The sequence below is a fragment of the Tunturiibacter lichenicola genome (assembly GCF_051013355.1).
GTDB classification, from domain to species: Bacteria; Acidobacteriota; Terriglobia; order Terriglobales; family Acidobacteriaceae; genus Edaphobacter; species Edaphobacter lichenicola_F.
The window spans coordinates 3,499,198-3,525,363 of record NZ_CP132944.1 but is presented as its reverse complement, the minus strand read 5'-3'; the positions used below and the strand labels follow the sequence as shown (position 1 = coordinate 3,525,363).

Genomic DNA, 26,166 nt, shown 5'->3' with positions numbered 1-26,166 from the left:
TAAAAAAGCGCGTGGCAAAATTCGAGCGGCAAAATATTGACGATAACCCGTCTCCCTCGCTGGACTCACCCTCCCGCTTGGCGTATCTTACTGCCGAAGCACAATTTTGCAGCAGTGGAGAACTCATGCCCCGCCTGTCTCGTCCCGCGCTACCGACCCTTGCCGCCCTTCTCCTCTTTACCCTCTCTGCTCCGGCCGTCATCGCTCAAGACAACCCCGCACCCGGCCCGACCTGGTCGCAGGAAGACACTCTCCGTATCGTCAGAGATGTTCAGAAAAAGATCACCGGCCTCACCACCTACGGAGTCTTCGACTGGATCACCTTCGGTATCCAGGGCAAGACCATCATCCTCAGAGGCTACGCCTCACGGCCTGTGCTCAAAAGTGATGCGGGGAACGCAGTCAAGAACATACAGGGCGTCGAAAAAGTCGACAACCAGATTGAAGTTCTTCCCTACTCCCCCGCCGACGACCGCGTTCGCGCCGAAGTGTACAACCGCATCTACACCCAGGGTAGCCTGCGGAAGTACAACGCGAATCAAGGAAATCTTGGGCGTGCCATCGGTCCCGGTGCAGGAATTGCCCTACAGGCTGGCGGTATCACCAACACTCCACCGATGGGCTTCCATGCCATTCACATCATCGTGAACAGGGGCAAAGTCACCCTCTACGGCGTTGTCATCAATGAGAGTGACTCTGCCATCGCCGGTATGCAGGCAAACTCTGCTCCCGGCGCATTCAGCGTCGACAACGATCTCATCGTTCAGGGCTCCGCGTCCAAACCCAAATCCGCCGCAAAATAATCAAGAGGCAAAATATATCGCCATATATCGTCGGGTGGCCCATCCTTTGCAGTCTTATCGCAAAGGGTGGGTTATTCGCGCGGAAGCGCGAACCGCTCTCCTCCCACCCAGCCAAATTACACCGCTTGGCCAGCAGAGCCCTTAACCACCACCAAATCCTGTCAAGCCCCAAGATAGCAAAACCCCGCGTCAATCCAGCACATTCGCGTGGCGTATTAGTTATGCGCCAACCGCTATACTGGATACAGAGATAAAAAAGCCCCGAGCAATCGGGGCTTTAGCTTTTTGTGGGCCTGTGGGAGAGTTCTCCGCTTAACCCGTTTATTTGCACATATTTGCCTATAACTCGTTTGGAATGACATTTTTGCGAGGAGCTATTTTTGTAAGTATCTGCAAATAAAAAGCTTAGAGATACCAACCCGGGGGGCACCCCCAAGGAAACGAACTAATGCGCCTCCACCTGTCTGGTATGAATCATCGCGGTCATCTCGGGTACGGTACCGTCGTTGACGATCACCTCGCTCGGCGTGCCCTCAAACACGATTCGTGTCGAAGCACTCGAGCGTCCGGCGATCCGCAGCCGCTGCGTCGAAGTCAGCGTACCGGAGCGCACCGTCACAGGAACCTCGGCAGCAGCGTCGCCATCGTTCCTCACTTCAATCGCAACCAGCCACCCCGCCCCTTTGTTCCCGATCTTGTCGAGTGGACGTGGGGTCACATTGGCAATGCTCAGATCAGGCAGACCACGGTCGCGGTACACCCAGTCGTCAAAGAACCAGGCCAGATCCCGCTTCGCGCATCGTTCGAGCACCCGCTGAAACTCCTTCGGATCGTTGTCCATCTTGTCGGTCCGATAACTCTGCAACGCCTGCTGCAAAGCAGCATCGCCCACAATCGACCGCAACATCCACAGCACCGCCGCCGCCTTGGTCCGATAGTAGATCTCGTCCCTGGCGAGAATGAGACTCTGCCCCTCACTGGCCGATGGACTGCCGACAGGAGAACCTGCCGCAGCTGGCGGAGGCTCCGCAAGCGCCAGCGTATTTGCATCCTGCTGAAGGCGCTGCACGGCAATTTCACGACCCTGGGCCTGCTCGATCCACAACAGAGACAGGAACTGCGCGACGCCCTCGTCCAGCCACACGTGCGACGAGCCGAACCATGCATGGCTCAACGAGTGAGCCAGAGGCGGCGCGAGCTCCTCGGGAGTCGACGCGTGAATCGGTGTCACCAGCAAAGCGTCATCTTCAAACGGCTGGCCCGCATGGTCGAGAATGTTCAGCATTCCCAACGGCCCCGTCCCCAGCCACTCCGTCAGCACCGGCTGCACCTTCGTGGCCGCCGCACCGTAGTTCGGCAACGCATCGTAGTGGTCGGTCACCGCCGAGAGCAGGCTGTTATCGGTCACGGTGCCTGCCCGGTCGGTCACAAACAAGCTCGGCGCACGAAACCCCAGTTGCCGCTGCGAAAACTCAGCAGTCGCAACGCCCGGCGACTCGGCCACAGGCAGATTCTGGTTCTCACTCACCTTCTTCAACTGCTCGCGACGTCCACAGAAGAACGCCGCATCCGGCGCATCGCCAACATACTCGACCGTCAGGCTCAGGTGCACCGTAGCATCCGCCTGCTGCAGCTTGTTCTGCCCAACGCTCTGGAACAACTTCGCCCCATCACCAAGAAACACCGGAGCAGCCGCCGTTGGATACCACAACACGTTGCCAAATCCACGCAGCGCAATTCGTTCGGCGCTGATCTGATCCCAATCGGCGTCAGCCGCCTTATCCAAAGGCGCGCCAATGCGCTCCAACCGCTCAGCCGACAGCGGCACCTCGCCCGAGTAGAAGCTGGTCAGCTCAAGACTCGCCCCCGGCGCAAGCGGTTGCGACAAGGTAACTACTGCCTCCGTCGCTTTGCCGGTGTGATCCGCATCGGTATCGATGACGTGCGCAACAAACGACAGCGGCAGGACACGTCCGTCGGTCCGCGCTCCGAAGCTCTCCCAGTGCAGCGACGAGGATATTTGAAATACCAGCCTCTTCAACGGCTCTTTACCGGAGTTCTTCACAGTAAAGCCGGTATGTACCGAGAGCTGCGACGCTGCCGGAACCAGATGAACGTCCAGATCGTAAGCCGTGAAGGTCAAGGAAGCGCGCTCCACATCGGAGACGTCAACATTCGCCTGCTCAGCCGGCACCGCCGCCTTCTTCTCAACCTCCGGCGAATCCAGATTCCGGTTGAACAAGACCTTCCCGTGTGGCGCATCCTGATCGGTAGTCGGAGGCGGCTCAACCTGGGCCTTAGCGACAGAACTCACTAAAACAAAGATCGCCAGCACAGCAAAGCGACCCACCACAAAACTCACAACATTTCTCTTCAAGATCCCAATCCCTTACGTTCCTTCACAGGCTTCCGCGCAACCGGAGCTACAGGCTGACGGCGCTGCCGCATCGCTTCATACATCACAATCGCACCCGCAACCGACACGTTTAGCGACGAGACTTGACCAGCCATCGGAATCCGCAGCAGATGATCGCAGGTCTTCTTCACCAGATCGTGCAATCCAGCGCCTTCGCGTCCCAACACCAGCACACAATCGCTCCTGAAGTCATAGTCCGTATAGTCAGGCGTTCCGCGCTCATCCAGTCCAAGCACCCAGACATGCTTCTGCTTCATCTGCTCCAGCGCTCGAACCAGGTTCGTGACACGCGCGATCCGGACATGCTCCGACGCTCCAGCCGAGGTCTTCGCGACCGTCGCCGTAACCGGAGCCGAACGCCGCTCCGGCAGAACGACGCCATCGACGCCAGCACCATCAGCAGTCCGCAGCAACGCTCCCAGATTGTGCGGATCCTCGACGCCATCCAGCGCCAGGAAGAACCTGTGTTCTCCCTCCGCCTTCGGAGCCAGAAGGTCTTCTATCCCAAGGAACTTACGCTCCCGAACGACCGCCAGCACGCCCTGATGCGCATCCGTCCGAGCCAATCTGGTCAGCTGGTCCCGCGACTCCAGAGACACCCGAACCCCAGCTGTCCGGCACAGCTCGATCAGCCGCTCCAGCCGCTCATCCCGGCGCTCCCGGGCGACACTAACATGGTCAAGCTGACGTGACCCCGAACGTATGGCCTCCTCAACCGGGTGGAGACCGTAAAGAACTTCCATTAACCCAGTTTACCGCCCCCAACGCGGAGAAAATGCGTCGGGGACTTAGAATGTATGTATCGCGACCGCGCTTTGGTAAGCATCCAAGGCATTTGAAGGAAATATCCTTTTTATGAGCCAAGTCGGTAAAAAACGAGTCTTCCCTGATAGCACTGACGTCTCTAACAATGTGCAAAGGGGATCCATCTCGCTCACGGCCACATTGGTTGCCCAGGACCAAAGCGAAAACCTCGCGATTGCTCATGGACTGAAGAGACAAAATCCAGAACTTTTAGACCAGCTGATTGAGCTCTATCAACATCGGCTTCTGCGATATCTACTCTTTCTCACCGGCAAGCGGGAGGTTGCAGAAGATCTCTTTCAAGAGACCTGGATGCGGGTATTGCTGCGGGGTGGACAGTACAACGGCAAGGCGCGGTTTGATACCTGGCTGTTTACGATCGCCCGGAATCTGGTCATCGACTTATCGCGCAAGCGTACGATGGCGAGTCTAGATGAGATGAGCGAGGGGGGAGAGGACGATCGCCCATTTGAGATTGCGATGTCCGGGCCGTCTCCGCTCGAGCAGTTTCAATCCCGGGAGGATTGCGCTGAGGTCGGTGAGGTTCTGCTGAAGCTCGAACCGAACTACAGAGAGGTTCTGGTTCTTCGCTTTTATGAAGAGCTGTCGCTGGAGGAGATTGCAACGATGACGAAGGCTCCTCTATCGACCGTAAAGTCCAGGTTGTACCGCGGGCTGGCAGCTTTGAAGCCGGAGATGGAGAGGCTTCGCGCCTCGCGTCCTTTTGTTGGGGCAACGGTATGAGCGAGGCGATAGATAAATCTTCTTCGCAAGACTCATCCCGCTCGTTTGCGCGGGAGGCATTCACGAATCTGGATACGTCGGCACGAGCTTCTGTCGTGAACCGCACACATCGGGTGGTGCGGGAGCGGGCTAAGACGATTGCGGCCAGGCGTAGCCGGATTCGGAGCCTGTGGATTCCGGTGGGTGTATGTTCATCGCTTCTGGTCATCCTCTGCACGGCGGTGTGGAGCGCATTGGATGCTTATGATGTGACACCGACCGGTGTACCTGATGCGAGTAATCAGTTTCTGGTGCTTTGTCTATGGTTTTTTCCAGTGTCGATGGCGCTGTTAGCTGTGGTACTGTTTCGCCGTGGCCGCAAGCGTGAGGTTGTTTGATGATCAGGTTTTGGAATCAGGGATCGGATCGATCACAGGCCCCGGTGGCGGGGAGTGAAGATGAGCTGAGCATGATACCGACGTGGTCGGTGGTGCTGGCGATCATCGTGTTTGGTGCGGTGCAGTACCTTTTCCATGGCGTGCTGCCTCATCACAAGCATGAGCTGCTTCCGATGCGGTTGTTGATGGGTTATTCGTGGGGCACTGCGTTTGCCAGTTATGTGTTGCTGGTGGGGTACGTGAGCCGCGATGTTCGACGGCGGCGGATGCCGGCCGGGTTGTGGATGTTGATTGTGGTGGTTTTGCCGGGTGGAATCGGGGCGGTGGTTTACTTCCTGTTGCGACAACCGATGTTGATGCCTTGTCCGCACTGCAGCACCGAGATTACTTCGAGCGTGCACTTCTGTCCGCAGTGCCAGTTTCAACTGGCGCCTGTGTGCGGGCGATGCTACCGAGGCGTGCAGGTCACCGATGTGTATTGCACGCAGTGCGGACACGATCTCGCCGAGGATCATGCGCCGGCTCGCTTGCGCGTATATAGTGACTAGTTGCGAGCATGTCACTGACTGCACTCATCATCGACGACGAACCTCTGGCCCGGCAGGAGTTGCAATATCTGCTGGAGCGCGCCGGCGGCGTCGACGTGCTGGCTCAGGGAACCAATGGAATCGAGGCTGTCGAGCTGATCCGGACTCATAGGCCGGACCTTGTGTTTCTCGATGTCCAGATGCCTGGCCTGGACGGGTTTGGCGTGCTGAAGAAGCTGCTGGACCGCAAGGTTCCGATTCCTCAAGTCGTGTTTGCAACGGCATTCAACCAGTACGCGGTACGCGCGTTCGAGGTGAATGCGATTGACTACCTGCTGAAGCCGTTTGACCGGAAGCGGGTGATGCAGACGCTCGAGAAGGCGCAGGCGCGATTGTCTGCACCTGGTGAGTCTCCCAGTGATGCAAAGCTGGATGCCCTGCTTCGACTTGTCGAGGAGCAGACGCATACGCCGAAGTCCAACTCGGGCAAGGTGATCGTGCGGGCACAGAGCCGATTGCTGCTGGTTGACCAGCGTGAGATCTGCTTTGCATCGATCGAAGAGGGCACGATCAGTGTGGTGACCCGGACGGTCGAAGGCCAGTCCAACTGCAGAACCCTGGAGGAGCTGATGGATCAGCTCGATCCGGAGACATTCTGGCGGGCGCACCGGTCGTATGTGGTCAATATTCAGCACATCCGTGAGGTGGTGCCGTGGTTCAAGTCGAGTTACCAGTTGCGAATGGACGACGCGCAGAAGACCGAGATTCCGGTGAGCCGTGCACAGACGAAGAGACTTCGAGAACTGTTCAACCTGTGAACCCCCACCCCCCCCATTATCCCAAGTAAGTATTTTATTATCTGCTGCTTACAAAACATTCTCCTTGTAAATACTTCATTCCATGTGGCTTACAGGTAAATACGACAAAAGAAAGGATTTACCTGAGCTCCATAGAAAGAGCCCCGAATGATCGGGGCTTTTCTATGTTCTATATCCATTATAGCGGTTGGTGCATATCTCATACGCCACGCGAATGTGCTGGATTGACGCGGGGTTTTGCGATTTGAGGACTTGACACATGCTTTTGCTGGGAAAACACTTGCAGTCCCGCAGGGTTGGAGTATGTAAAGGAAAGCAAGAGTAACGACAAAGACAAATACGGGGGTTCTTCGCTGCGCTCAGAATGACAACCTCTGTTACTACGCAGACGACCCTTGTTACTGCTATTGCCGCAGACGACCTGTATTACTGCTGTTGGTGCAGACGACCTTAATCACTGCTGTAACTGCGCAGGGTGATCTCTGTCTCTGCGTAGAGCGACGGCCTCGATAAGAATGATGAGTCCTAACTGCGTCTCCCTCTCGTTTACTATTTCGGTTTGTTCCCGATTGAGTCCAGCTCGGCGATTGTTTCGGGAGGGAGGTGGAGGTTTGCGGCCGCAAGGTTTTCGCGAAGATGTGCGACTGAGGATGTGCCGGGGATGAGAAGAATGTTAGGCGAGCGATGGAGGAGCCATGCCAGAGCGACCTGCATTGGCGTGGCCTTCAGGGATGCGGCTGCGTCGTCGAGCGTGGATGACTGGAGCGGCGTGAAGCCTCCAAGCGGGAAGAAGGGCATGTACGCTATGCCTTGCTTGGCGAGGTCATCGATGAAGCCGTCGTCGCTGCGGTGTGCCACGTTGTAGAGGTTCTGAATGCAGACGATCGGTGCGATCTTTTGTCCGTCTGCCAGTTGTTTCGGGGTAACGTTGCTGAGGCCGAGGTGACGAATGAGGCCCTGGCGTTGAAGTTCCGCGAGTACGGTCAGGGGTTCTTCGATGGATCCTTCTTTCGGTCCCTCGATTCCACCGACGCGCAGGTTGACGACGTCGAGCTTGTCGACGCCGAGGTTTCGAAGGTTGTCGTGGATGCCGTCGATCAGTTCCTGACGCGAGAGAGCGGGAATCCATGATTTGTCTTCGCCGCGACGAGCGCCTACTTTGGTGACGATGACGAGTCCGTCGGGATACGGATGCAGCGCACGTTTGATGATCTGGTTGGTGACGTGAGGACCGTAGAAGTCGCTGGTGTCGATATGATTTACTCCGGCTGCGACGGCTTCGCGCAGAACGGCGAGTGCGGCGTCCATATCACGCGGTGGCCCGAAGACATGTGGTCCGGCGAGTTGCATCGCGCCGTAGCCCACGCGATTCACGGTCATCGATGTGTCGGGGAGGGTGAAGGGACCGCCCATGCTCGCTGTAAGATTTGTTTGTGTTGTCATGCCGTTGCTCCTTCTAATTTGTTCGTGGCTTGTTTGTGCTTTTCGGTTCGTTGTCGTGATTTCCTTTTGTTAGATGAAGAAAGCTTCAGGTAAGGAGTTCGCATTTGCCGCAACGTTCCCAAATCGTTCTGGAGCCGCGTAAATCGCCGGTTCAAGCGCGCTCGACTGCGAGTGTCGATGCGATTCTTGAGGCAACCATTCAGGTTTTGCTTGGGGAGGGAAAGGAGCGGCTAACCACGACGAAGGTGGCGTTGAGAGCGGGTGTGTCGGTTGGAACGCTGTATCAGTACTTTCCTAACAAGAGCGCGCTGCTTCAAGCTGCGTTGAAACGTCACATGGATGAGGTGGCTGAGGCTGTCGACGTTGTCTGCAAGGAACAGACCGGTAAGACGCTGCGTGAGATGGCGACCGCTTTGATCACCGCGTTTCTGAAGGCGAAGATGAGGGATGCGAGGACGAGTGTTGCTTTGTACTCCGTCAGCGCCGATGTGGATGGAATGAAGATCGTGCAGCAGATGGGAGGCAGGATTAATAAGGCGATTGTGCGAATGTTGGCGACATCGTCGGAGGCGCTCACAACCGATCCGCAACTTGTCGCTTCGATGCTGCAGGGAGCAATGGCTGGGGTGAGCCGGAGGATTCTGGAGTCGGGTGCACCGGAGAAGCAGTTCGATATTCTGCACCGCGAACTGATCGTTATGGTGAGCGCGTATCTCGATGCTGGCTCTTCGCGCGGTTCGGTTCGGGAGTGGCCGAAGACGGGAAGCGATTCAGCTTGAGCAGCCGGATTTAGCGGTGAGAGTTGTGATGCGGCGCGATGGGATGGTTGGAGTTGTCGGTCCAGGTTTGGGATTTGCCCCAGGGGCGAGTAGCGATGTAGTCGATGCGGAAGGGGCCGGCGGCGCGGTTGGTTGGCAGGACTTCATTGAGGCCATCGCCTAGTTGTGGGATCGCTGCGGTTAAGGCCTGCAGGCGTGCGATGGAGGCCATGCCAGTCAGATGGAGAGTGTATCCGCTGGCGTCGATGTGGCCGTCGAGCGTTGCGGGATCTTTGCCGCCGAGAGCGAGTGCGGTGGGTGCGAGTTGGAAGCCATCGGCAACTTTTGGAGCGAGTGGGTGGTTTTTTGCGTGATGGGCTTCGGGTGCCGGGGACGCGGTTGAACTGAGAGCTACGTCGCCGATGACGAGGGATGTGGGGCCGGCGTGGGGGGTGATAAGGCTGGCGTTGGTGATGAGGAGGTCGCCTTGCAGCGGGAGGGCTCCGCTTGAGGAGGGGGCGTAGGTGAGGCTTCCGGTGAGTGCGCCGGTGGCTGAGATGTCGGCGGGAACGCGCGCGCTGGCGATGCGATACCACTGGAGGAGCGTGGGGGCTCCAAGACCGGGAGTACCGATCTGGAAGGTTGCCGAGCGGAGGTTGCGGATGTCGGTCAGGGAGCCGGAGACGGCGAGGATTGGGGCGTCTGAGGAGCCAGCGGGAGGCCAACTGCAGTGGAGGTCTTGAAATGCGTGGAAGTCGCTGGTGGCGGTGCCGAGGCATTGGAGATCGACGGAGAGTGGCTGGGCGGGTACGAAGTCGGCGCGACGGGCGTCGGTGAGGCGGAGGCGGGCTTGCAGAGTGCTGTTGTTGACGGTGCCCTGCGCGTTGGCGGTGACGGTCATCTCGCCGCGGAAGCCGGCGTCGCGACCAAGGAGAACGCGACTGCCTTCGCCGAGGGGGACGTTCCGCCATTCGCCGCGGAGGCTGATGGGAACCTGGTCGAGCGAGGCGGCGCGGCCGAGGGTGCCTTCGAGGTCGAAGGTACCGGTGTCGGAGACATCGGTGTCGGTGCGGGCGGGACGGGCAGAGAGGCGGAGGTGCCACTGCTGCGGGTCGGGGAGCCAGAGGGCGAAGTCAGCGTCGGTTAGGGAGATTGGGGTTTTTTCGCGGTCGAGCTTGAGATTGAGACGAGCGCCGGTGGCTTCGATGTAGGGGAAGCGTGGGGCCGGGCCAGCTTTCTTTTGGTCGGTGGGTGCGGCTGCGACGTGGGCAGCGTGGAAGAGGATGCTTTCGAGGTTCCACTTGCCGGATGAGGCGTGGACGAGATTGACGCTGGGGTCGGTGAAGCTGATGGTGGAGAACTCGACGCGGCGGCTCCAGAGGGAGCTGAGGCGGAGGGTGGCGCGGACGGAGTTGGCGCGGATGACGGGCTCGGAGCCGAAGGCGGGGTCTTCGTCGACGACGAAGTTTTCGAGCGTGAAGCCGGGGAGCGGGAGGAGATTGAGGATGACTCTGTCGAGATGGACGGGGCGGCCGAGGCTGTCGCTGATGCTGGTGGCGATGCGGCGCTGGTAGCGATTGACGCTGATGTAGGGGGGAAGCAGGATCAGCAGAAGCAGCGCGAGGACCGCGAACGCCAGGTAGAGGAGGCGGCGGAGCGTGTGGGTGCTGACGACCGGGGCGCTGTCTGCTCCCGAGACTTCGCCCTGCTCAGAGGTGGGATCGGTGTGCTGCATGAAGATTTGTCCGGGGAGGTGATGTGAGCCGCGCCGGAATGACCTCTTATTTGATGAGATGCAGCGTGCGCTTCCAGCGTGTCTCGTCGAAGATGTGAATGACGATGTGGAACATGAAGCTGATGCGCTCGCCGATGCTTTGCTTGTTGATCTGGTCGGCTGGGGTCTTGAAGGACCAGTAGACGAAGAGAGGGCGGCCGACGATGTTTTCGCGGGGCACGAAGCCCCAGAAGCGGCCGTCGAGGCTTTCAGTGCGGTTGTCGCCCATGGCGAAGACCTTGCCGGGCGGGACTATGAGATCGCCATCTTTGATGTGGCTGGGGAGTTCGTAGGCCCAACTCGCGGTGACGCCGGTGTACTCGTCTGGTGGGACGGCGGGAAAGTCGTCGCGGTAGGCGTTGAAGGCGTGTTGCGGGTCACCGTCTGAGACGGGCATGCCGGCTTGTGGTTCATTTTGCGCGACGCCGTTGAGGTAGACGACACCGTTGCGGAGGTGGATGCGGTCGCCGGGGATGCCGATGGTGCGCTTGACGAGGAAGAGGTCGGGCTCGCCGGGCTTGAAGAAGACGATGATGTCGCCGCGCTGGACGTCGCGATAGAAGACGAAGGGAGCCCATTTGGCGGGCGGGGCGAGGGCGATGCGGTCGACGAGGACGTGATCACCGATGAGGAGCGTCTGCACCATGGAGGCAGAGGGGATCTCGAAGTTCTGGAAGATGAAGGTCATCACAAAGAGACCGATGGCGAGGACGGTGCAGATGGAGGCGAGAGATTCCAGAGGAGTTTCGGCCTGTTCCTGCTCGGCGACTTCGGGATTGGTGGCTTCGGTTGTGATGGTATCGGGCAAGACTCTTCTCCACAGGTGCAGCTATCAGTGTATCGCTGATGGGAGGGGGTCGGTGGGAGGATTTGCGAGGGGTTGTGGCGAAGATTTGTGCACGGTTTTTTTTGCAGTGGTGGGAGACGGGCCGTTTTGTTGTTTTTGCAGGGGGTTTTGAGAAAAAGTGATGGCTGGATGTGGTTTTTTTGTGGTGAATTTGTGGTGGGATGCGTGGTGGATGTGGTGTTTTGATGGACGCTTTTTGAGGCCTGAAAAATACGCCACGATCTTTGGATTTATTTTTGGCTGCTTCCTGTTTTGGAAGTCGTTTTGAATCGTTCAATGGGCTTCGGGGCTTGAGATTCACGTGTTTACTTCTTCGCTTTGGCTTCCCTGCCCTGTGGCGGCGATCTATTGCCAATCGTTTTCTTGCCAATCGGTTTCTTGCCAATCTGCGGAGGCGCGACTACTCTGGAGCGCAACAGTGGAAGCCCTTGCACGGGTAGGGAATAAATCATCCAAGGAAAACTTCTATGAACAAGATCACTCCGTTTCTATGGTTCAACGCCGATGCCGAAGCCGCGGCGGATTTCTATCTTTCGATTTTTCCGAGTGGGCGCAAGCTGGATGAGTTTCGCGTGACCGAGGCCGGACCGGGGCCCAAGGGCTCGGTGCTTGTGATCAGCATTGAACTGGAGGGGCAGCAGGTCACTTTTCTGAACGGTGGTCCAAGTAACAAACTCAGCGACGCTTTCTCCTTCTCGCTTCGTTGTGAGAACCAGCAGGAGATCGATATGTACTGGGCGAAGTTGACTGAGGGAGGCTCGGAGACAGCGTGTGGTTGGCTGAAGGACAAGTTCGGTGTCAGTTGGCAGGTGGTGCCGAAGAATATGTCCAAGCTGGTGAGTAATCCGGGCGGGATGAAAGCGATGATGACGATGAAGAAGCTGGATATTGCGGCTTTGGAGAAGGCGGCATCTCAGTCGTAGTAGATTTTTGCTGAAGAATGTCGAAGGACGTAAGACGGTTCGCGCTGGGTGCGCGAAAGCCCACATCTCAGAGTCGAGATATGTGGGGCACCCCAGCGGCAATAGATTACGTTGCGGGGAATGGCGAAGTGCGGTCCGCTTCCGCGAATAGCCCACCCTTCGCGATAAGACTGCGAAGAATGGGCCACCCGGCGAATGTTCATATTTCAGAATCGAGATGTCGGCACTCGCTTGTTTTGACTCACTAACGGTTTCTCTTGTGAGGCGCATACAATCGCTTTGGCGATCACGACGAAAGTGCTGTTGTGGAAGGATGGCCTTGAAGATGACTCTCTTCCGTGCGCTGCTTGCTGTGCCGCTCTTTTGCGTTTTGGTTGCGCCTCAGTCCAAGGGGCAGAGTACCGCGACAGTTCCCTCCTCTATCACCTCTGCACCTTCGGCTCCGTCGCAGGCGACATCCTTCGGGCCGATTACGGTTCCGGAGATCTCTCCCGGAATTCTTGAGGGGTATCTGGAGCGTGGAGCGCTGCCCGATAGTGTGGCTCTCGTTCCGCAGGTGCCTACGCCAGGGACTGCTGCGTATGCACTGGACGAGGCCGTCAGTCGTGCCAACCTTACGTTGCATGGATCGCAGCGTTGGGATTTGGCCACGATGGACGCGGACCTTACGTTTCCGCAGGTGACGGGAACATTTTCCTGCGCGGTGGGGGTTCCGATTACTGAGGCCGAGATGCCACATCTGTACATGCTGTTGCGGCGATCGTTTACCGATGCTGCTCTTTCCACCTACGCCGCCAAGAATCGTTACAAACGAGCTCGTCCGTTTGTTGAAAATAAGCAGTCCACCTGCACGCCAAGGCAGGAGGATTCTCTGATGAAAGATGGCTCGTACCCGTCGGGGCACACTGCAATCGGATGGGCGTGGGCTCTCATTCTGACCGAGATTGTTCCGAGCCGAACGGATTCGATTCTGGCGCGTGGCCGTGCGTTTGGAGATAGCCGGCTGGTCTGTAACGTGCATTGGCAGAGTGATGTGAACGAGGGAAGGGTTATGGGGGCAAGTACGGTTGCGCGGCTGCATGCAGATGCCGGGTTTCGTGCTGATCTCGACGCAGCGAAGACGGAGTATGCTGTCGCTGTTGCCAAGGGATTGAAGCCTAGCCGGGACTGTGCGGCTGAGGCTGCTGCTCTTGCGATCTCTCCGGTGATAGAAACGAAACCGGTTGTGCATTGAGATGAGGGTAATGAGCACCCGGCCGCATTGGACTGCGTTGCCCGGAATGGCGAAGTGCGGTTCGCTTCCGCGAATAACCCACCCTTCGCGATAAGACTGCGAAGGATGGGCCACCCGGCTTTTGGGAGTGACCCGGCTTTTGGGCTGGACTTCTACCAGGTTTATCGTCCGCGCCTCAGTCCGTTGTACTCACAGGGGTATACTGCGGACGGAATTTCTACGCGACTTCGATCGTGTCCATTCCAGGGCCAGCTTGTATTGGTTCGCGAGGGGATGGATGAAATTCACTTCAGCTAAATTCCTTTGGTTGCCTGACAGGCTCTTTCATTCGTTCGTGTAGAAGGAGAGATTGTGATCAAGACAATGACTGGGGAATGGACACGGCGGCGCTTTTTTGCAGGATTGGCGGCTGCGGGCGTGGCTGGATGTTTTGTACAGCGCGGCGAACCTGCATTGGCACAGACGGTACTGTCGAGCGACGAGGCGATTCGGGAGTTGATTGCGGGTAATGAACGATTTGTCGCCGGAAACATCACGTCGTTTCCAGAGGACCTGAAGATACTGAAGGCGAAGACGGTGGATAAGCAGGAGCCGTTCGTGTCGGTGCTTGCCTGCGCCGATTCACGCATACCGGTGGAGCTGATATTCGATCAAACTATTGGGCACATCTTCGTGTCGCGGGTTGCGGGGAATATGGTGACACCGGAGATCGTCGCGAGTCTGGAGTATGGAGTTGCGGTGCTTGGTACCAAGGCAATTCTGGTAATGGGTCATACAGGCTGCGGAGCGATTGCTGCGGCCATTCAGGCCAAAGAGGTGCCGGGGCAGATCAGCGTGTTGTACCAACATCTGATGCCGGCGATTGCGGGAGCCCATGGGGATATTTCGCTGGCCGTAAAGATGAATGCAGCCTATCAGGCGAAGCTGCTGAGCGAGAGCTCGACCGTGATCGCAAAGGCGATCAAAGATGGTGGCGTGAAGGTTGTGAGCGGAAGCTATGACCTTGGGACCGGTAGAGTGACGCTGAGTGCTTGAGTCGCAGAGGTGAGCGTTCGACCGGTCAATGGACGATTTGGCATTCATTCAGCAAGGGAATAAGTTCTCAGAATCCAGATGTGGGACACCCGGCTTTTCATTCGGTGAGATTGCAATGAAAGGGGCACACGCATGATCGCTACGGAATATATGTCGCTCGAAGAATGGAGCTGGATCGCTGCTATTGTCGGGGCTTTGTTCGCCATCGTTGGATTTCCGCTGCTCGCCTGGCAGTTGTACTTCGCTCGCTCGCAGCGGCGGGATGCGATTATGCTGAGCACGAGCCAAGTTCTGCTGGCGGCCGATGCCGTTCTTGCCACACACGCGGAGATCAACGCCAAGTTGCGTCCCTTTGGCGCCTGGTGGGGCGAAGAGGGAAGGACGCATCCGACAGATGATGAATTCCCACTCGTAGAGCCCTACTTAGGGGTATTCGAGCGCATCTATGTTGCGTACAAGGCAGGACAGATAGACGAGGAGATGTTGGATCAGCTTTATGGTTATCGTATCGCCAACATTTGGGCCAATAAGCGGATCGTGGATATCAAGTTGCAGAGCCACTTAAAAACGTACTACAAACGTCTTATTGCTCTAACCTATGTGCTTGAAAAATTCCGGGGAGAACGCTTTCCGTTGCACGTCGACACATACGTGCCTTTTTAGTCCATCGTACTCGAAGCGCATTCTCGATTTAAGAGCGACTCAAGAAACCCATGCACAGGCTCATTGCCCGAGCGTGATGGTTCGCGCTGGGCGCGAATGCCCACATCTCAGACTCGAGATGTGGGACACCCGGCATTCCGTTCGCGTATGACGTTCAGTATTGGAAAGACGGTTTCCGGTTGTGTGAGTTGATGATTGCGGGAGGAGCCACGTGGGGAGGAGTGTGGGTTCCTGTGGATTGCAGCACGAAGAGGTTTTGCTGTTGAGCGAGGGTGGTGTCGGTGTCCCACGTTATGAGGTTGGCGAGGGTTGTTTTGGATATGGCCGAGGCTAGATCTTTGTTGAATCCTTGATTGAGCCAGAAGAAACGATCGCCGGTTCGGAGTGCCTGAAACTGGTCTGCGATGATGATTTGAAATGTGGGGCCGACGACCGCGCCTGAAGCGTGCTTCTCGGCTAAGCCTCCCATGAACAGGTCGAGTTTGGATATGTCGCCGTATACGGTTTGGAAGTTTCCTTGCAGGACTGGGTCGTTGGTGAGGTCGGCGAAGGAATGGTAGGGCGTCAACCCGAGTGCCCGTCGTGTCTGGTTGAGAGTTCCCAGACCTACATCGCTTTCGCGTCGTATGTCGATGGCGATCAGATCTATCTGGTCGACTCCGCCACCGACCAGGCCCGCGAATAGCAGATTGCGCAGAGCGCCTACGGTATAAACATCGGTTGCCTGAGAGGAATCACCGCCGATGGAGCGCAGGAGCGGGTTGATTCCGTTGGCCTCGTCGATCTCGGGAGTGTTGAAGAATGCTTGTGCCAGCGACTCGGTGAAGATGACATTTCCGTGATTGTCGATGCCGTCCTGAGTGTCGGATACCTGTGAGTGGCCCACGCGGAAGGCTGCTGTCGAAAACTCTTGCGTGACCTGTGCGTTCACTGATGAGTTGTAGCCTTTGTATGGTCCGACTGCTGAGCCGACCAGGGTTGGCAGGAACTCTGTGTAGACGATGTTCTGGTATTCGGCGGTGGTGATGGCTTTTGCCATGTTGTAGAGCTGCGTGCCTGTCCAGTTGGGATGCTGCGACTTGAGGATGGCGACCCAACGGTTGTGTTCGCGCATGAAGAGGGTCGTGATGGCGGTCAGCTCGGGGTTTTCCATCACCCTGGGATCGCCAGTGATGAAGGTGTCGTTGACGACGGGAAGAGCCTGACCGTTGTCTGAGCTGATGAGGGTTCCGTCGGGGTTGGTGAGGCTGGCTGCGATTGCCGGGGTTGAGCCGTAGAGTTGAGAGAGGTCCAGGTAGCCGGCGACGGTGTTGATGATGGTGTTGGTCGCTGGACTGCGCGTGTCTCTCGTCATGGGAATCGTTGTTCCTGCTGCGAAGACGGGGTCGCCGGGTGGTACGACGATGTTGATTGCAGCTGAGGTGAGTGGGGTCTCTTCAAGATCGAGATCGTGATCGACGAACTGTCCGAAGACATAGAGCCACGCTGTGGCTACGGGATCTTCCGTGTCCGCGTTTTGTCCGTTGGCGCCGGTGCCGCCTGCGATCACGTTGCTGATGGTGCGGGGATTGGGCGCGGGCACCAGGCCGTTCTTTGTTCCGCGTGCGAAGTTTAACGGGGCTATCGCAAGTTCTGGCGATCCCGGAGTGCTGTTGAGGCGCGGGTTCGCGAGATTGTTGCCAGAGCCGCCGATGGGTCGAAAGACTTTGAGAAGGTCCGTGTCGGGCTCTCGATTCGATGGTTGGCTTTGGGCGGTCGCGCGGCACAGGAGAGTTGCAAATATTAATGCGGTAAAGATGATGCGTGCATTCGTGACGAACATTTCAGGTTCCGACCTTTCTTGAAGATGCATTTGCGCAGCCGTCCCGGTTCGCGGTGTCTTCGCAGTCGACTGTCAGTGGAGGTTGCGCGGCGCTCGGTGCGTTGCTGACGATTGAGGCCGTGATTCACCTGGAGCGTGCCAGCGAAGAGACGCGGGACGCTCGGGTTCCAATGAGTTTTGGCGATCAGCAGAGTTCAAAAAGGGTGCAGGCGCACAACGGCCTTCGTTCGACCTAACAACCTCTTACGTATTTTCGTCAGCAGACAGGTGCAACTATCAATGCTTCAGAACGAACGATTATCAGGTGAGCACGATACTCATCGTCGGGGAGCGAGTGAGCAGACGATGTATAAGAGCCTGTAACGTGGCGAATCGAACCGACAGAGGCAACAGCTCTGCGTTCGCCTGAGTCGTGGCCACGTCTGGGGCTTGGTCTGTATCGGTGCTATGCCGATCGCTGGATTGTGTTGTGTGCAAGCAATTTCACATCCAGATTTGTGGATTCATCTAAGTAAATGGAAAAACACGTTGTTTAAATTTTGTGTCTGAAGATGGCTCAGATTGAGTGGGAATTATTTAGCGGCTATCGCGTCGAAATGTCCGAATGGAGGGAAGAATCTACTCGTGCGATTTGATCAGCGGACGCCTGGAAGGTGCGGCCCGGGCGAGTCTACTACGGAGTCGATTTTGCTGGTGTGCGGCGGCTGGGAGTGGCGGTGGCTTGCTGGGTGAGAGCGCCGATGTTGTCGGGGTCCTTGAGTTCGTCGCCGAGGACGAAGTAGTTGCCGGTGGGGATGATGAGCGGTTCGCGCTTTGCGCGAATAATTCACATCTCAGAATCGAAAATGGGCACGCGGCGAATCTGGTGCTGTCTTACGAAAAATCAAATTCATTCAATATTTACTCGCCAGCAATGACAGCCTACCTGGGATAAATTGACCATCATCTGCGGAGGTTCCCCATGAGAAAGTTAGTTGCTTTCCTTTCCCTTGCCGTTGCGTGTTCGGCGGTTTCCGCGATGGCGCAAAATAATAATTTGTCCCGAGGTAAGATCAAGCGCGTTCTTCTGATTAGCATCGACGGCATGCATGCTGTTGATTTTGCGAACTGCGTAAGCGGCGTGACGAACGTCAACTTTGGCGATCCTTATTGTCCGACGCTCTCGTTCCTTGCCAAGACTGGCGTCAACTATGTTGCTGCCAGCACCTCGAAGCCGTCTGACTCCTTCCCCGGCCTGACAGCTATCATCACTGGCGGAAGCCCTGCCTTTACTGGCGTGTATTACGACGTCGCTTATTCCCGTAACTACGATGCTCCCGCAAAGACTACCGGCAACGGTGTTGCTGCTGGCCCCTGCACTCCGGGCGCAGCACCGTCGGGAACAACAACTGAGTATGAAGAAGGCATCGATATCGACCAGACCAAGTTGAACGGTGGCGCACCGGGAGCTTCGCTGACCGACGGCGGCATCGCTTCTATCGATAGCCGGAGACTGCCGCGCGATCCGGCGAACAACTGCAATCCTGTCTTTCCATGGGAGTTCGTTCGCGCTAACAGCATCTTCAGCGTGATTCACCGAGCGGGCGGATATGCAGCCTGGTCCGATAAACATCCGGCGTACTCTTCGGTAGCCTCTGGCATTGGCCCCGGCGCTCTCGATGATTTTTACTCGCCTGAGATTAACTCGAATGTGATTGCGCTGCCAAACGTTAAAACTCCCACGGGAGCATCCTGCGAAACCATACGAGATACAAACGCAGATCTGACGGCGTGGACCAACAGCTTCCAGAATATTCAGTGCTATGACACGTTGAAGGTCAATGCGATTCTCAACGAGATCGACGGAAAGAATCACCTCGGCAACAAGTCAACCCAGGTTCCTACGATCTTCGGCATGAACTTTCAGGCCGTGAGCGTTGGCCAGAAGCTGATCGAGAATGGAACGAAGGGCGGGTACTTTAATGCCGCAGGAGCACCGACCGATCCACTGCTGAGCGAGATCAAGTTTGTCGATGCCTCAATTGGCCAGTTTGTTCGCGAGCTGGAAGCAAGGGGTCTTTACGATTCGACCCTGATTGTGATCACTGCGAAGCACGGCCAGTCGCCGATCGATCCCAATCGCTATGTCTCTCAACTGATCAACGGTACTTCGCCGGTCACGCTGCTCTCTCAGAAAGGTTATATTCCCCTCTCTGAGTCGACCAATAACCCAACTGGCATTGGACCTACGGAGGACGACGTCTCGCTGATATGGCTGAAGAGCGCCACCTACACGGGCGAGAGCGTGAAGGTCATCGAAGCCAATGCTGCTGCCTCAGGAGTCGCACTTGGGCAGATTTATTTTGGCGCTTCGGTCACACTTAACTACAACAATCCAGCCGAAGATCCGCGTACACCGGACATCATCGTGACTCCAAATGTGGGCGTTACTTACTCAGGCAGCAAGTCAAAGTTGTCGGAGCACGGCGGCTTCGCCCATGACGACACCAACGTCATGCTGCTGGTGTCCAATCCGGAGTTCCAATACGCGACGGTTCGCTCCGAAGTAGGCACCGCACAGGTGGCGCCTACGATCCTGAAGGCTCTGGGGCTCGATCCTTCGGCACTTGATGCTGTTCGCGCTGAGGGAACGGACGTTCTTCCTGCAGTTCAGCTTCAGTAACTGTCCTAAACACGATTCATTGATAGCGGACGCTCCTCATGGAGCGTCCGCTGTTTTGTTGAATGCGATATATACCGAAATAGGGTAGCGGAGGTCGACGGGTTAGCGGACGATCTGGAAGGTGCGGCCCCAGCGGGCGAAGTCTACTACGGAGTCGATTTTGCTGGAGTGTTTGCGGCTGGGAGTGGCGGTGGCTTGCTGGGTGAGAGTGCCGGTGGAGTCGGCGTCTTCGGCTTCGTGTTGCTGCAGGGAGAAGTAGATGAGCAGGGGTTTGCCGACGATGGCTTCGCGTGGGACGAAGCCCCAGTAGCGGCTGTCTTCACTGTCGTTGCGGTTGTCGCCGAGGACGAAGTAATTGCCGGTGGGGATGATCAGCTCGTTGTTTTCGATGAGGGAGCGCATGCGGATCCACCAGTGGGAGTCGATCTCGGGGTCGGCGCTCTGGAAGCGGGGGAAGTTGTCGCGGAAGTTGTCGGGCGGGCTGGGGCGGTAGACGGCGTAGGGCTCGGTGAGGGCGTGGCCGTTGATGTAGACGAGGCCGTTGTGGAGGCGGAGGTGGTCGCCGGGGAGGCCGATGACGCGCTTGACGAGGTGGAGGGTGGCGTCGACGGGGTCGTGGAAGACGATGACGTCGCCGCGACGGATGGCAGCGGTGGGAAGGAGTGTGCCGGCGCCGTCGGGAGCTGCGGCCTGCTTGTTGACGAGGAGAAAGTCGCCGACGAGGAGGGTGGACTCCATGGATTCTGAGGGGATGCGGAAGGGCTGCATGCAGAAGGTGATGATGAAGATCGCCACCACGATGAGATAGAGGAGCGACTGCAGCGCGGCGTAGATGCTGGGCTTTTCGTGATGCGCGTGGTGATGATGGCCGTGAGGGAGATGCGGGCGGGGCGTGACCGGAGGTTGGGTGTTAGGGCTTTCGGCAGGGGGTTGCTGGCTGGAGGCTATGACGGGTTGGGTCATTCGACCACCTCCGCTCGCCCGGCTCCGTTGGTGTGATTCTTCAAGTTTGATTTGGCAAGGCGGGCTTCTGCGACGAGGCGCTCGAAGGCTAGGCGAGCGGCTTCCTGCTGGGCTTGTTTTTTGGTGGTGCCCTCGGATTCGGCGAGGGCGCGGGAGCCGCCGGACTTGTCGTCGATGCGGACTTCGACGCGGAAGCGCTTTTGATGGTCGGGACCGCTGGAGTCGGTGAGGACGTAGTGAGGCTGGCCATAGCCGGTGGCCTGGAGGTGCTCCTGCAGGGCGGATTTGTGGTCGCCGATGGCTCCGCTGAAGGTGCTTGTACCCTGCATGGCGAGGTTGAGGTCGGGCAGGGCGGGCTCGATGATGTGTTTTTCAATGAAGGCGCGTGCGGCGGTGAGGCCACCGTCGAGGTAGAGGGCGGCGATGACTGCTTCGAGGGCGTTGGCAAGGAGAGCAGTTTTTTTGCGGCCGCCGCTCTGCTCTTCACCGCGGCCGAGGAGGAGGAGCGAGCCGAGGTCGATGCGGGCGGCGACCTCGCCGAGGTGGCGCCGGCTGACGAGCGAGGAGCGGAGGCGGGTGAGTTCGCCCTCGCGAGAGGATGGAAAGCGGCGGAAGAGGGATTCGGCGACCGCGAGGCCGAGGACAGCGTCGCCGACGAACTCGAGCTGCTCGTTGTCGGAGGCGGGATCGGGGAGGGTCTCGGGGTTGGTCTCGTAGGCGAGCGAACGATGCGTGAGTGCCCAGGTGAGGAGTTCGGGGCGCTCGAATTTGTGATCGAAGAGCTTCAGCGCAGGGGTGTCCTTCGGCTGGGATCGTCCGGACTTTCTGTGGCGCGTCGTCATGGAACTCCCCTGCGCTCTACTTTACCGGACGGATGCGGGTACTGACCGCATCGTTCCAACGTTAGTGTGGGGGTGGCGGACGATAGGCGTCTTTCTCGGCTTTGCCACTAGGGTCCAGGGGTTCGTCGTCTTTGTCGGCAGGCTCTTCGTGGGCGACTTTAGGCGCGGTGAAAGGCTCTTTGATTCCCTTCTCTGCGGCAGCCTTGGTGTCGGGCTGCGCGTCGCGGACGGTGAGAGCTGCCTGATACTCCGCGAGTGCTTTTTTGCGGTCGTCCTTGATGTCGTAGAGGCGACCGAGATAGATGTGCGACCAGGCTAGGGTGCGGGGATCTTTCGAGGAGTCGAGGACCTCTTCGAAGTCGTCGATTGCGGCACCGGGCTGGCGCTGCATCAGGTTGACACGGGCGAGAACGTAGTGGGCCTGAGCGTGGTCGCCGTTGGGATCAGCGAGGGCCTTGTTTGCGATGTCGGAGGCTCCTGAGAGGTCCCCTTTGAATATCTTTTCCTCGGCGAGCTGCAGGCCAGTCAGTTGCTGAGGGGCGCGGCGGAGGACGTCGCGGCTGCCGGCGGGAAGAAAGGCTATTTGTTGGGCGTGATGGCGCTCACGGTCGACGTCCATGCCGTAGACCATCTCGCCCATGTCGTCTTTCAGGCTGACGTTCTCCTTCTCCATCTCGCCGATCTTGTTGTAGAAGTATTCGGTGAGTACCCAGCCCTGACGCATGGAGAGGTCGACGGCTTTGCGGCGGTTCGCTTCGGCCTGGTGGGTGTATGCACTGACCTCGGCATCATAGTGCTCGAGATCGGCACGCTCTCGGATTCCGGCTGGGCGCACGGGCTTCGTAAGGCCGACATCCATGGTGTGGGCTTCGACCGCCTTGATGAGGCATTCGGTGATGAGGGGTACGATCTCGGTCTTGTAGACGTACTCGAGCGGAGCTTCCTGAACTCCCTTGAGAAGCGGCTGGAGACGCTCCATGGCGGTGGCGCGGGAGTAGACGAGCGGTTCGATCTCGTAGTGGAGATAGATGTGACGTATATCGTCCATGTGGACGGCGCCGAGCGGCTCGCCTGCGGGTGATGCGGCAACGATGTAGTCGTTGGCGTAGATGCGGGCATTGGTGGCCGATGGTGCGAGCATGGGCTCGAGCAGGACGAGGAAGCGGCGGCCGTCGTAGCTGCTGACGGGGAGGCGAAGGTAGATGTTCGTGTTGAGCACCATCTTCGTCAGGGGATCGTGCACGAGCTTGGTGAGCTCTTCGTACTCGGGGCGATGTTGGACCCAGATGGCGTGAAGATGGATGTCGTCGGCGAAGTTTCTGAGTAACGGGAGGATGTTGACGACCTGGGTAGAGTCGGGTGGCAGGTCTGTCTCGTCAACGGTCGGCGTAAGACTGGGCGGAGGCGACAGATAGAGGGCGAGTGAGATGTACTGGGCCAGATTGAGGCTGGCATCGTTCAGTGTGTGCTCTCGTACATAGGCGCAGAGTGCGTCTCTGCTGGTGCGGGCCTTCTCTGATGCTGCGACCTCGGAGTTGACCTCGTCTCGAATTTTGAGACGCACAGGGCTCGAGTTGGCGAGGTCGGCGTCGTAGCCGCATGTGTTCAACGCCACTGCGAGATAGAAGAGCGGTTCGCTGGTTTCAAGGGTGATCGCGGAGCCGCCGGCTTCAGGTTGAGCGATTCGAGGCGGGGCTTTGGTTGGGGTTGGCTCTTTTGAGACGGTGGCGTCCGGAGCGGCTTCCGAGCTGCTGCTTGAGGAGCTCGATTGCGCCCTGGCAGGGACGGTGAGGGCACTCATGGTGGCGAGTGTGAGCAGGCACAGCGGGAAAAAAGCTGGATGCCGACGGAGGAACGGTTTTGCTAGAAAAGACACTATATATTCGACGCTCTGGTGAAGTTTATGGGAGCGGAGGGAGGGGTGGCAACTTGCCCGCTAAAAGCCTTTCAGCCGATAAAACTCACCAAGCCCGCGAGATCGGATGTTACGACATCGGGCTGTGCGTCGAGAACGTCCAGGGGCGCGTTGGCGCGGTTCACCCAAACGGTGGGATAGCCGAACCATTTCGCGCCGACTGTGTCCCATGGAGCAAATGCGGCGAAGGCGATCTCTTCTGGTTTCAAGCCAAAAGCATCTGGTCCCATCTGATAAGCGATCCGACTTGGTTTGAATGCTCTGACGCGGTCGGTGGTCAGGTGCGGTTCAAAGTAGCCAGCGAGATTGGCGGCTTTGATGTTGTCATCCAACATTGCTGCAGTGAAATTCGACAGGAAGGCCATTCTGATGCCGCGCCGACGGAGTTCTTTGAGCGTTTCAGGCACATCGGGCCAGACTGGCAACGAGCGATACGTCTGCATCAACTCGTCGCGTTGCGAAGTGGTAAGTGACAGGTTCATTGTGCTGACGGTGTAGCGGAGCGCGTCTTCGGTGACTTGCCAAAAATCCTTGTACTGATTGCCGAGAGTGCGAAGCCAGGTGTATTCGAATTGGCGTGTCCGCCAGAGATTGGTAAACTCCGCACCTCTGCCGGGAAATTCTTTTTCCACTTGCACAGCTACGGGGCGCGGATCGAAGATTACGAATCCGTCGAACGCGATCGCTTTTATGCGTCTTCGGTTAGTGAATGATTGGGCTTCTGTGGGAAGTGCCGATCCCATTGAAGCGGCCCCAGCGGTTGCAGCCAACATGCTCACGAACTCTCTACGCTTCATATGGCATTATCGGGCATGAGAGCACATATTTTCTGCAGCGACAGGCTCAGGATGCAGTGTGGTCGCGGACTTCCATACTGCGGATGAGGCCATCCTGTACAAGGTAGACGTGTTGCACCATCTGATCGACGAGAAGTTTCCCGTTGAGATCGTGCACGACCTGATGGACGTGAACGGCGGTGCGGCCATCAGGTTCCGGGGTGAAGTCGGTCGGTTCGACGTGCGGGTCGAAGATTGCCCACTGGCGGGTCCAGTAGTCGCGAACCTCGGCGTGGCCGTGGGCGCGACAGTTTTCCATGAGGTTGGGCCAGTCTACGTCGCGGTGCATGAGGTTGAGTACGCCGTCGATGTCGCGTGCGTTGAAGTGCTTGTATGCGGAGGCGAGGAGATCTCGTGAGGTCTGCATAGACTTCTACTCTTGACTGGGGCTGAGGTGAATGAGGCGGCTGGTTGTTTTAGCCGCGGACGGAGATGCCAGAGAACGTGAGAACGACGCGGCCACGCACTGGAGCGCCAAAGACGCTCGCTGGCTGGAAGACGCTGGTCAGAAGTTGATCAACGATCTGGGTCTGGACGGCAGCAGTTTCGGGTCCTGAGACGAGGTTGTAGTCGTAGACCTTGCCTTGCGAGTCCACGTACGCTTCAACGACGATGACTGCGTCGCGGTCGGTAACGATAGCGCGAGGAACCGACGAATAGAGATAGTGAGGCGCGGTCATGGCGCCCAAGGGTTCGTCGTTCGCCATGACTGGCTCTGGTGCGGCGACCATTCCGAGTAGAAGCGCAATGCCGCCGACGAGAACGACTGCGCCTGCGAAACCGGCCGAAACCTGCACCAACATTGGACGAATCGCGTTCTCCCATTTGACGGAGATGGTGTCGAGCCAGTTGGATTTGCGCTTTGCGTGCTCGTGCGAGATGGCGAGGCGAAGCTTGAGGCCCAGATCAGCAGGGGCTTTTGCCGGACCGAGTGAAGAGAGCGACCGCTGCATGGCACGCCACGCAGCGAACTCCTGCGTGCAGTCGTTGCAGCTCTCCAGATGCTTTGCGATCTTCTGCATCTGTTTTCCACTGACGTCGCCATCGAGATAGGACGAAAAGGATGACCGGCACTTCAGGCAGACTTGAGGGGTCATTGTGTCACCGCCTCTTTGGATGTCAGCACAGTCCCGGAGGACGCAGAATTGGTAGTTGCTGGGGAGATTACGCCGTCTGCGCTGAGGATGGAACGAAGTGCGGAACGTCCGCGGGTGAGCCGGGATTTTACTGTTCCGATGTTCACGTTGAGGATCTCGGATATCTCTTCGTAGGCAAAGCCTTCAATCTCGCGCAGGATGACGACCGTGCGGAAGGCCTCGGGCAGTTGCCGGAGGGCGGCCTCGACGCGTTCGCGGACTTCGGCTTGAGCAGCGTGGTCGTACGGTGAATCTCGATGGTCGGCCAGTGTGGCGGCGAGGCTAAGATGATTGTTTTCCGCGTCAGGATCGGACTCGAAGGAGGAGTCGATGGTGATCTCCTGCTTCTTGTGGCGAGACCACCAGCGTCGCTGGTTGGAAGCCTCGTGGAGCGCGATACGGTAGAGCCACGTTCGCAGGCTGGCTCCGCCGTGGAAGCCGCGAATGCTGCGAAAGACCTTAATGAAGACTTCCTGGGTGATGTCTGCCGCATCGGCAGGGTCGTTGAGGCTGCGCGCAATCAGCGAGTAGAGCGGCTGATGATACTGTGCGATGAGAATACCGAAGGCTTCCTCGGAACCGGCCTTGAGGTCAGCGATGAGAGCTACGTCTTCGGTGGTGATACCTATCGCGCTGGCTAGATTGCCCACTATCGTGCCCGCCTGCATATCGGGTGTCCTCTACATTACGACGTGATGAATCGCTATGCAACTATGGAGCGCGCGACGCTCACGAAGGTGTTAGAAACTGCGCCGCCGGCGGCCGAGTGCTCGCTCACTCTATTAGCTTTAGACACCGGAACATAGGCGATATGTTCCCGCCAA

General features: G+C 57.9%; 25 protein-coding genes. 12 read left to right on the top strand and 13 right to left on the bottom strand.

Translation table 11 applies throughout. The features are described 5' to 3' along the window. Positions 1-125: 125 nt before the first annotated feature. Positions 126-803: a BON domain-containing protein gene (locus RBB82_RS14825; protein WP_433971454.1), complete on the top strand. Its 678-nt coding sequence runs from the start codon at positions 126-128 to the stop codon at positions 801-803. Positions 804-1,248: 445 nt separating this feature from the next. Here the strand turns inward: RBB82_RS14825 and RBB82_RS14820 are convergent, their stop codons facing one another. Further along, complete coding sequence (locus RBB82_RS14820; protein WP_433971452.1) at positions 1,249-3,165, bottom strand: M1 family aminopeptidase; 1,917 nt, start codon at positions 3,163-3,165, stop codon at positions 1,249-1,251. An 11-nt stretch (positions 3,166-3,176) separates the two neighbouring features. Further along, positions 3,177-3,962, bottom strand: a complete 786-nt coding sequence (gene rlmB / locus RBB82_RS14815; protein WP_433971450.1) for a 23S rRNA (guanosine(2251)-2'-O)-methyltransferase RlmB — start codon at positions 3,960-3,962, stop codon at positions 3,177-3,179. Between the two features lie 112 nt (positions 3,963-4,074). Here rlmB and RBB82_RS14810 point away from each other — a divergent pair, with 112 nt between their 5' ends. From RBB82_RS14810 to RBB82_RS14795, 4 genes are read left to right on the top strand one after another with little or no spacing between them, the layout of a single operon-like run. Then, positions 4,075-4,767 (top strand): RNA polymerase sigma factor, encoded by a 693-nt coding sequence (locus RBB82_RS14810; RefSeq protein ID WP_433971449.1) that lies wholly within the window; start codon positions 4,075-4,077, stop codon positions 4,765-4,767. Continuing rightward, the gene (locus RBB82_RS14805; protein WP_433971447.1) at positions 4,764-5,144 is read left to right on the top strand and encodes a hypothetical protein; all 381 of its coding nucleotides are present in this window, start codon (positions 4,764-4,766) and stop codon (positions 5,142-5,144) included. The genes RBB82_RS14810 and RBB82_RS14805 overlap by 4 nt, the downstream gene beginning before the upstream one ends. Continuing rightward, a complete protein-coding gene (locus tag RBB82_RS14800; protein WP_433971446.1) occupies positions 5,144-5,692 on the top strand; it encodes a zinc ribbon domain-containing protein in 549 nt (182 codons plus the stop codon). Before RBB82_RS14805 ends, RBB82_RS14800 begins: the two co-directional genes overlap by 1 nt. Positions 5,693-5,700: 8 nt before the next feature. Continuing rightward, on the top strand, positions 5,701-6,489 hold the full coding sequence (locus tag RBB82_RS14795) for a LytR/AlgR family response regulator transcription factor (protein ID WP_433971444.1): 789 nt from the start codon (positions 5,701-5,703) through the stop codon (positions 6,487-6,489). A 549-nt stretch (positions 6,490-7,038) separates the two neighbouring features. Here RBB82_RS14795 and RBB82_RS14790 read toward each other — a convergent pair. After that, complete coding sequence (locus RBB82_RS14790) at positions 7,039-7,932, bottom strand: aldo/keto reductase family oxidoreductase (protein ID WP_433971443.1); 894 nt, start codon at positions 7,930-7,932, stop codon at positions 7,039-7,041. Between the two features lie 104 nt (positions 7,933-8,036). Between RBB82_RS14790 and RBB82_RS14785 the strand changes: the two genes are divergently transcribed. Then, a complete protein-coding gene (locus RBB82_RS14785; RefSeq protein ID WP_433971442.1) occupies positions 8,037-8,711 on the top strand; it encodes a TetR/AcrR family transcriptional regulator in 675 nt (224 codons plus the stop codon). Positions 8,712-8,721: 10 nt separating this feature from the next. On the opposite strand, the gene RBB82_RS14780 is transcribed toward RBB82_RS14785, so the two are convergent. Next, positions 8,722-10,425: an AsmA family protein gene (locus tag RBB82_RS14780; protein WP_433971440.1), complete on the bottom strand. Its 1,704-nt coding sequence runs from the start codon at positions 10,423-10,425 to the stop codon at positions 8,722-8,724. A gap of 46 nt (positions 10,426-10,471) precedes the next feature. Beyond that, positions 10,472-11,272, bottom strand: coding sequence for a signal peptidase I (gene lepB / locus RBB82_RS14775; protein WP_433971438.1), 801 nt, complete (start codon positions 11,270-11,272; stop codon positions 10,472-10,474). Positions 11,273-11,778: 506 nt separating this feature from the next. Between lepB (RBB82_RS14775) and RBB82_RS14770 the strand changes: the two genes are divergently transcribed. The 4 genes from RBB82_RS14770 (at position 11,779) to RBB82_RS14755 (ending at position 15,166) form a co-directional block, all read left to right on the top strand. After that, a complete protein-coding gene (locus RBB82_RS14770) occupies positions 11,779-12,234 on the top strand; it encodes a VOC family protein (protein ID WP_433971437.1) in 456 nt (151 codons plus the stop codon). A 325-nt stretch (positions 12,235-12,559) separates the two neighbouring features. After that, the gene (locus RBB82_RS14765) at positions 12,560-13,468 is read left to right on the top strand and encodes an acid phosphatase (RefSeq protein WP_433971435.1); all 909 of its coding nucleotides are present in this window, start codon (positions 12,560-12,562) and stop codon (positions 13,466-13,468) included. Positions 13,469-13,819: 351 nt separating this feature from the next. Continuing rightward, the gene (locus RBB82_RS14760) at positions 13,820-14,503 is read left to right on the top strand and encodes a carbonic anhydrase (protein ID WP_433971434.1); all 684 of its coding nucleotides are present in this window, start codon (positions 13,820-13,822) and stop codon (positions 14,501-14,503) included. A gap of 132 nt (positions 14,504-14,635) precedes the next feature. Further along, positions 14,636-15,166 carry a DUF4760 domain-containing protein gene (locus tag RBB82_RS14755; RefSeq protein WP_433971432.1) on the top strand — a complete coding sequence of 177 codons (531 nt, stop codon included), beginning with the start codon at positions 14,636-14,638 and terminating at the stop codon, positions 15,164-15,166. Between the two features lie 154 nt (positions 15,167-15,320). Here the strand turns inward: RBB82_RS14755 and RBB82_RS14750 are convergent, their stop codons facing one another. Continuing rightward, positions 15,321-16,988, bottom strand: coding sequence for a peroxidase family protein (locus tag RBB82_RS14750; RefSeq protein WP_433971431.1), 1,668 nt, complete (start codon positions 16,986-16,988; stop codon positions 15,321-15,323). Positions 16,989-17,592: 604 nt separating this feature from the next. On the opposite strand from RBB82_RS14750, the gene RBB82_RS14745 reads away from it, so the two are divergent. Both RBB82_RS14745 and RBB82_RS14740 read left to right on the top strand, forming a co-directional pair. Continuing rightward, positions 17,593-17,922: a hypothetical protein gene (locus RBB82_RS14745; RefSeq protein WP_433971430.1), complete on the top strand. Its 330-nt coding sequence runs from the start codon at positions 17,593-17,595 to the stop codon at positions 17,920-17,922. A 27-nt stretch (positions 17,923-17,949) separates the two neighbouring features. Further along, positions 17,950-19,650 (top strand): alkaline phosphatase family protein, encoded by a 1,701-nt coding sequence (locus tag RBB82_RS14740; protein WP_433971429.1) that lies wholly within the window; start codon positions 17,950-17,952, stop codon positions 19,648-19,650. Between the two features lie 102 nt (positions 19,651-19,752). Here RBB82_RS14740 and lepB (RBB82_RS14735) read toward each other — a convergent pair whose 3' ends face one another. From lepB (RBB82_RS14735) to RBB82_RS14705, 7 genes are all read right to left on the bottom strand, one after another. Next, positions 19,753-20,613 carry a signal peptidase I gene (lepB, locus tag RBB82_RS14735; protein ID WP_433971427.1) on the bottom strand — a complete coding sequence of 287 codons (861 nt, stop codon included), beginning with the start codon at positions 20,611-20,613 and terminating at the stop codon, positions 19,753-19,755. Then, the gene (rnc, locus tag RBB82_RS14730; RefSeq protein ID WP_433971425.1) at positions 20,610-21,455 is read right to left on the bottom strand and encodes a ribonuclease III; all 846 of its coding nucleotides are present in this window, start codon (positions 21,453-21,455) and stop codon (positions 20,610-20,612) included. The genes lepB (RBB82_RS14735) and rnc overlap by 4 nt, the downstream gene beginning before the upstream one ends. Before the next feature lie 61 nt (positions 21,456-21,516). Then, positions 21,517-23,331, bottom strand: coding sequence for a tetratricopeptide repeat protein (locus tag RBB82_RS14725; protein ID WP_433971424.1), 1,815 nt, complete (start codon positions 23,329-23,331; stop codon positions 21,517-21,519). A 71-nt stretch (positions 23,332-23,402) separates the two neighbouring features. Beyond that, a complete protein-coding gene (locus RBB82_RS14720) occupies positions 23,403-24,113 on the bottom strand; it encodes a haloacid dehalogenase type II (RefSeq protein ID WP_433975388.1) in 711 nt (236 codons plus the stop codon). Between the two features lie 100 nt (positions 24,114-24,213). Beyond that, complete coding sequence (locus RBB82_RS14715; RefSeq protein WP_433971422.1) at positions 24,214-24,573, bottom strand: nuclear transport factor 2 family protein; 360 nt, start codon at positions 24,571-24,573, stop codon at positions 24,214-24,216. Positions 24,574-24,622: 49 nt separating this feature from the next. Further along, a complete protein-coding gene (locus tag RBB82_RS14710) occupies positions 24,623-25,303 on the bottom strand; it encodes an anti-sigma factor family protein (protein ID WP_433971421.1) in 681 nt (226 codons plus the stop codon). Continuing rightward, entirely contained in the window at positions 25,300-26,010 is a 711-nt protein-coding gene (locus RBB82_RS14705; protein ID WP_433971420.1) for an RNA polymerase sigma factor, read from the bottom strand. The genes RBB82_RS14710 and RBB82_RS14705 overlap by 4 nt, the downstream gene beginning before the upstream one ends. Between the last annotated feature and the right edge of the window lie 156 nt (positions 26,011-26,166).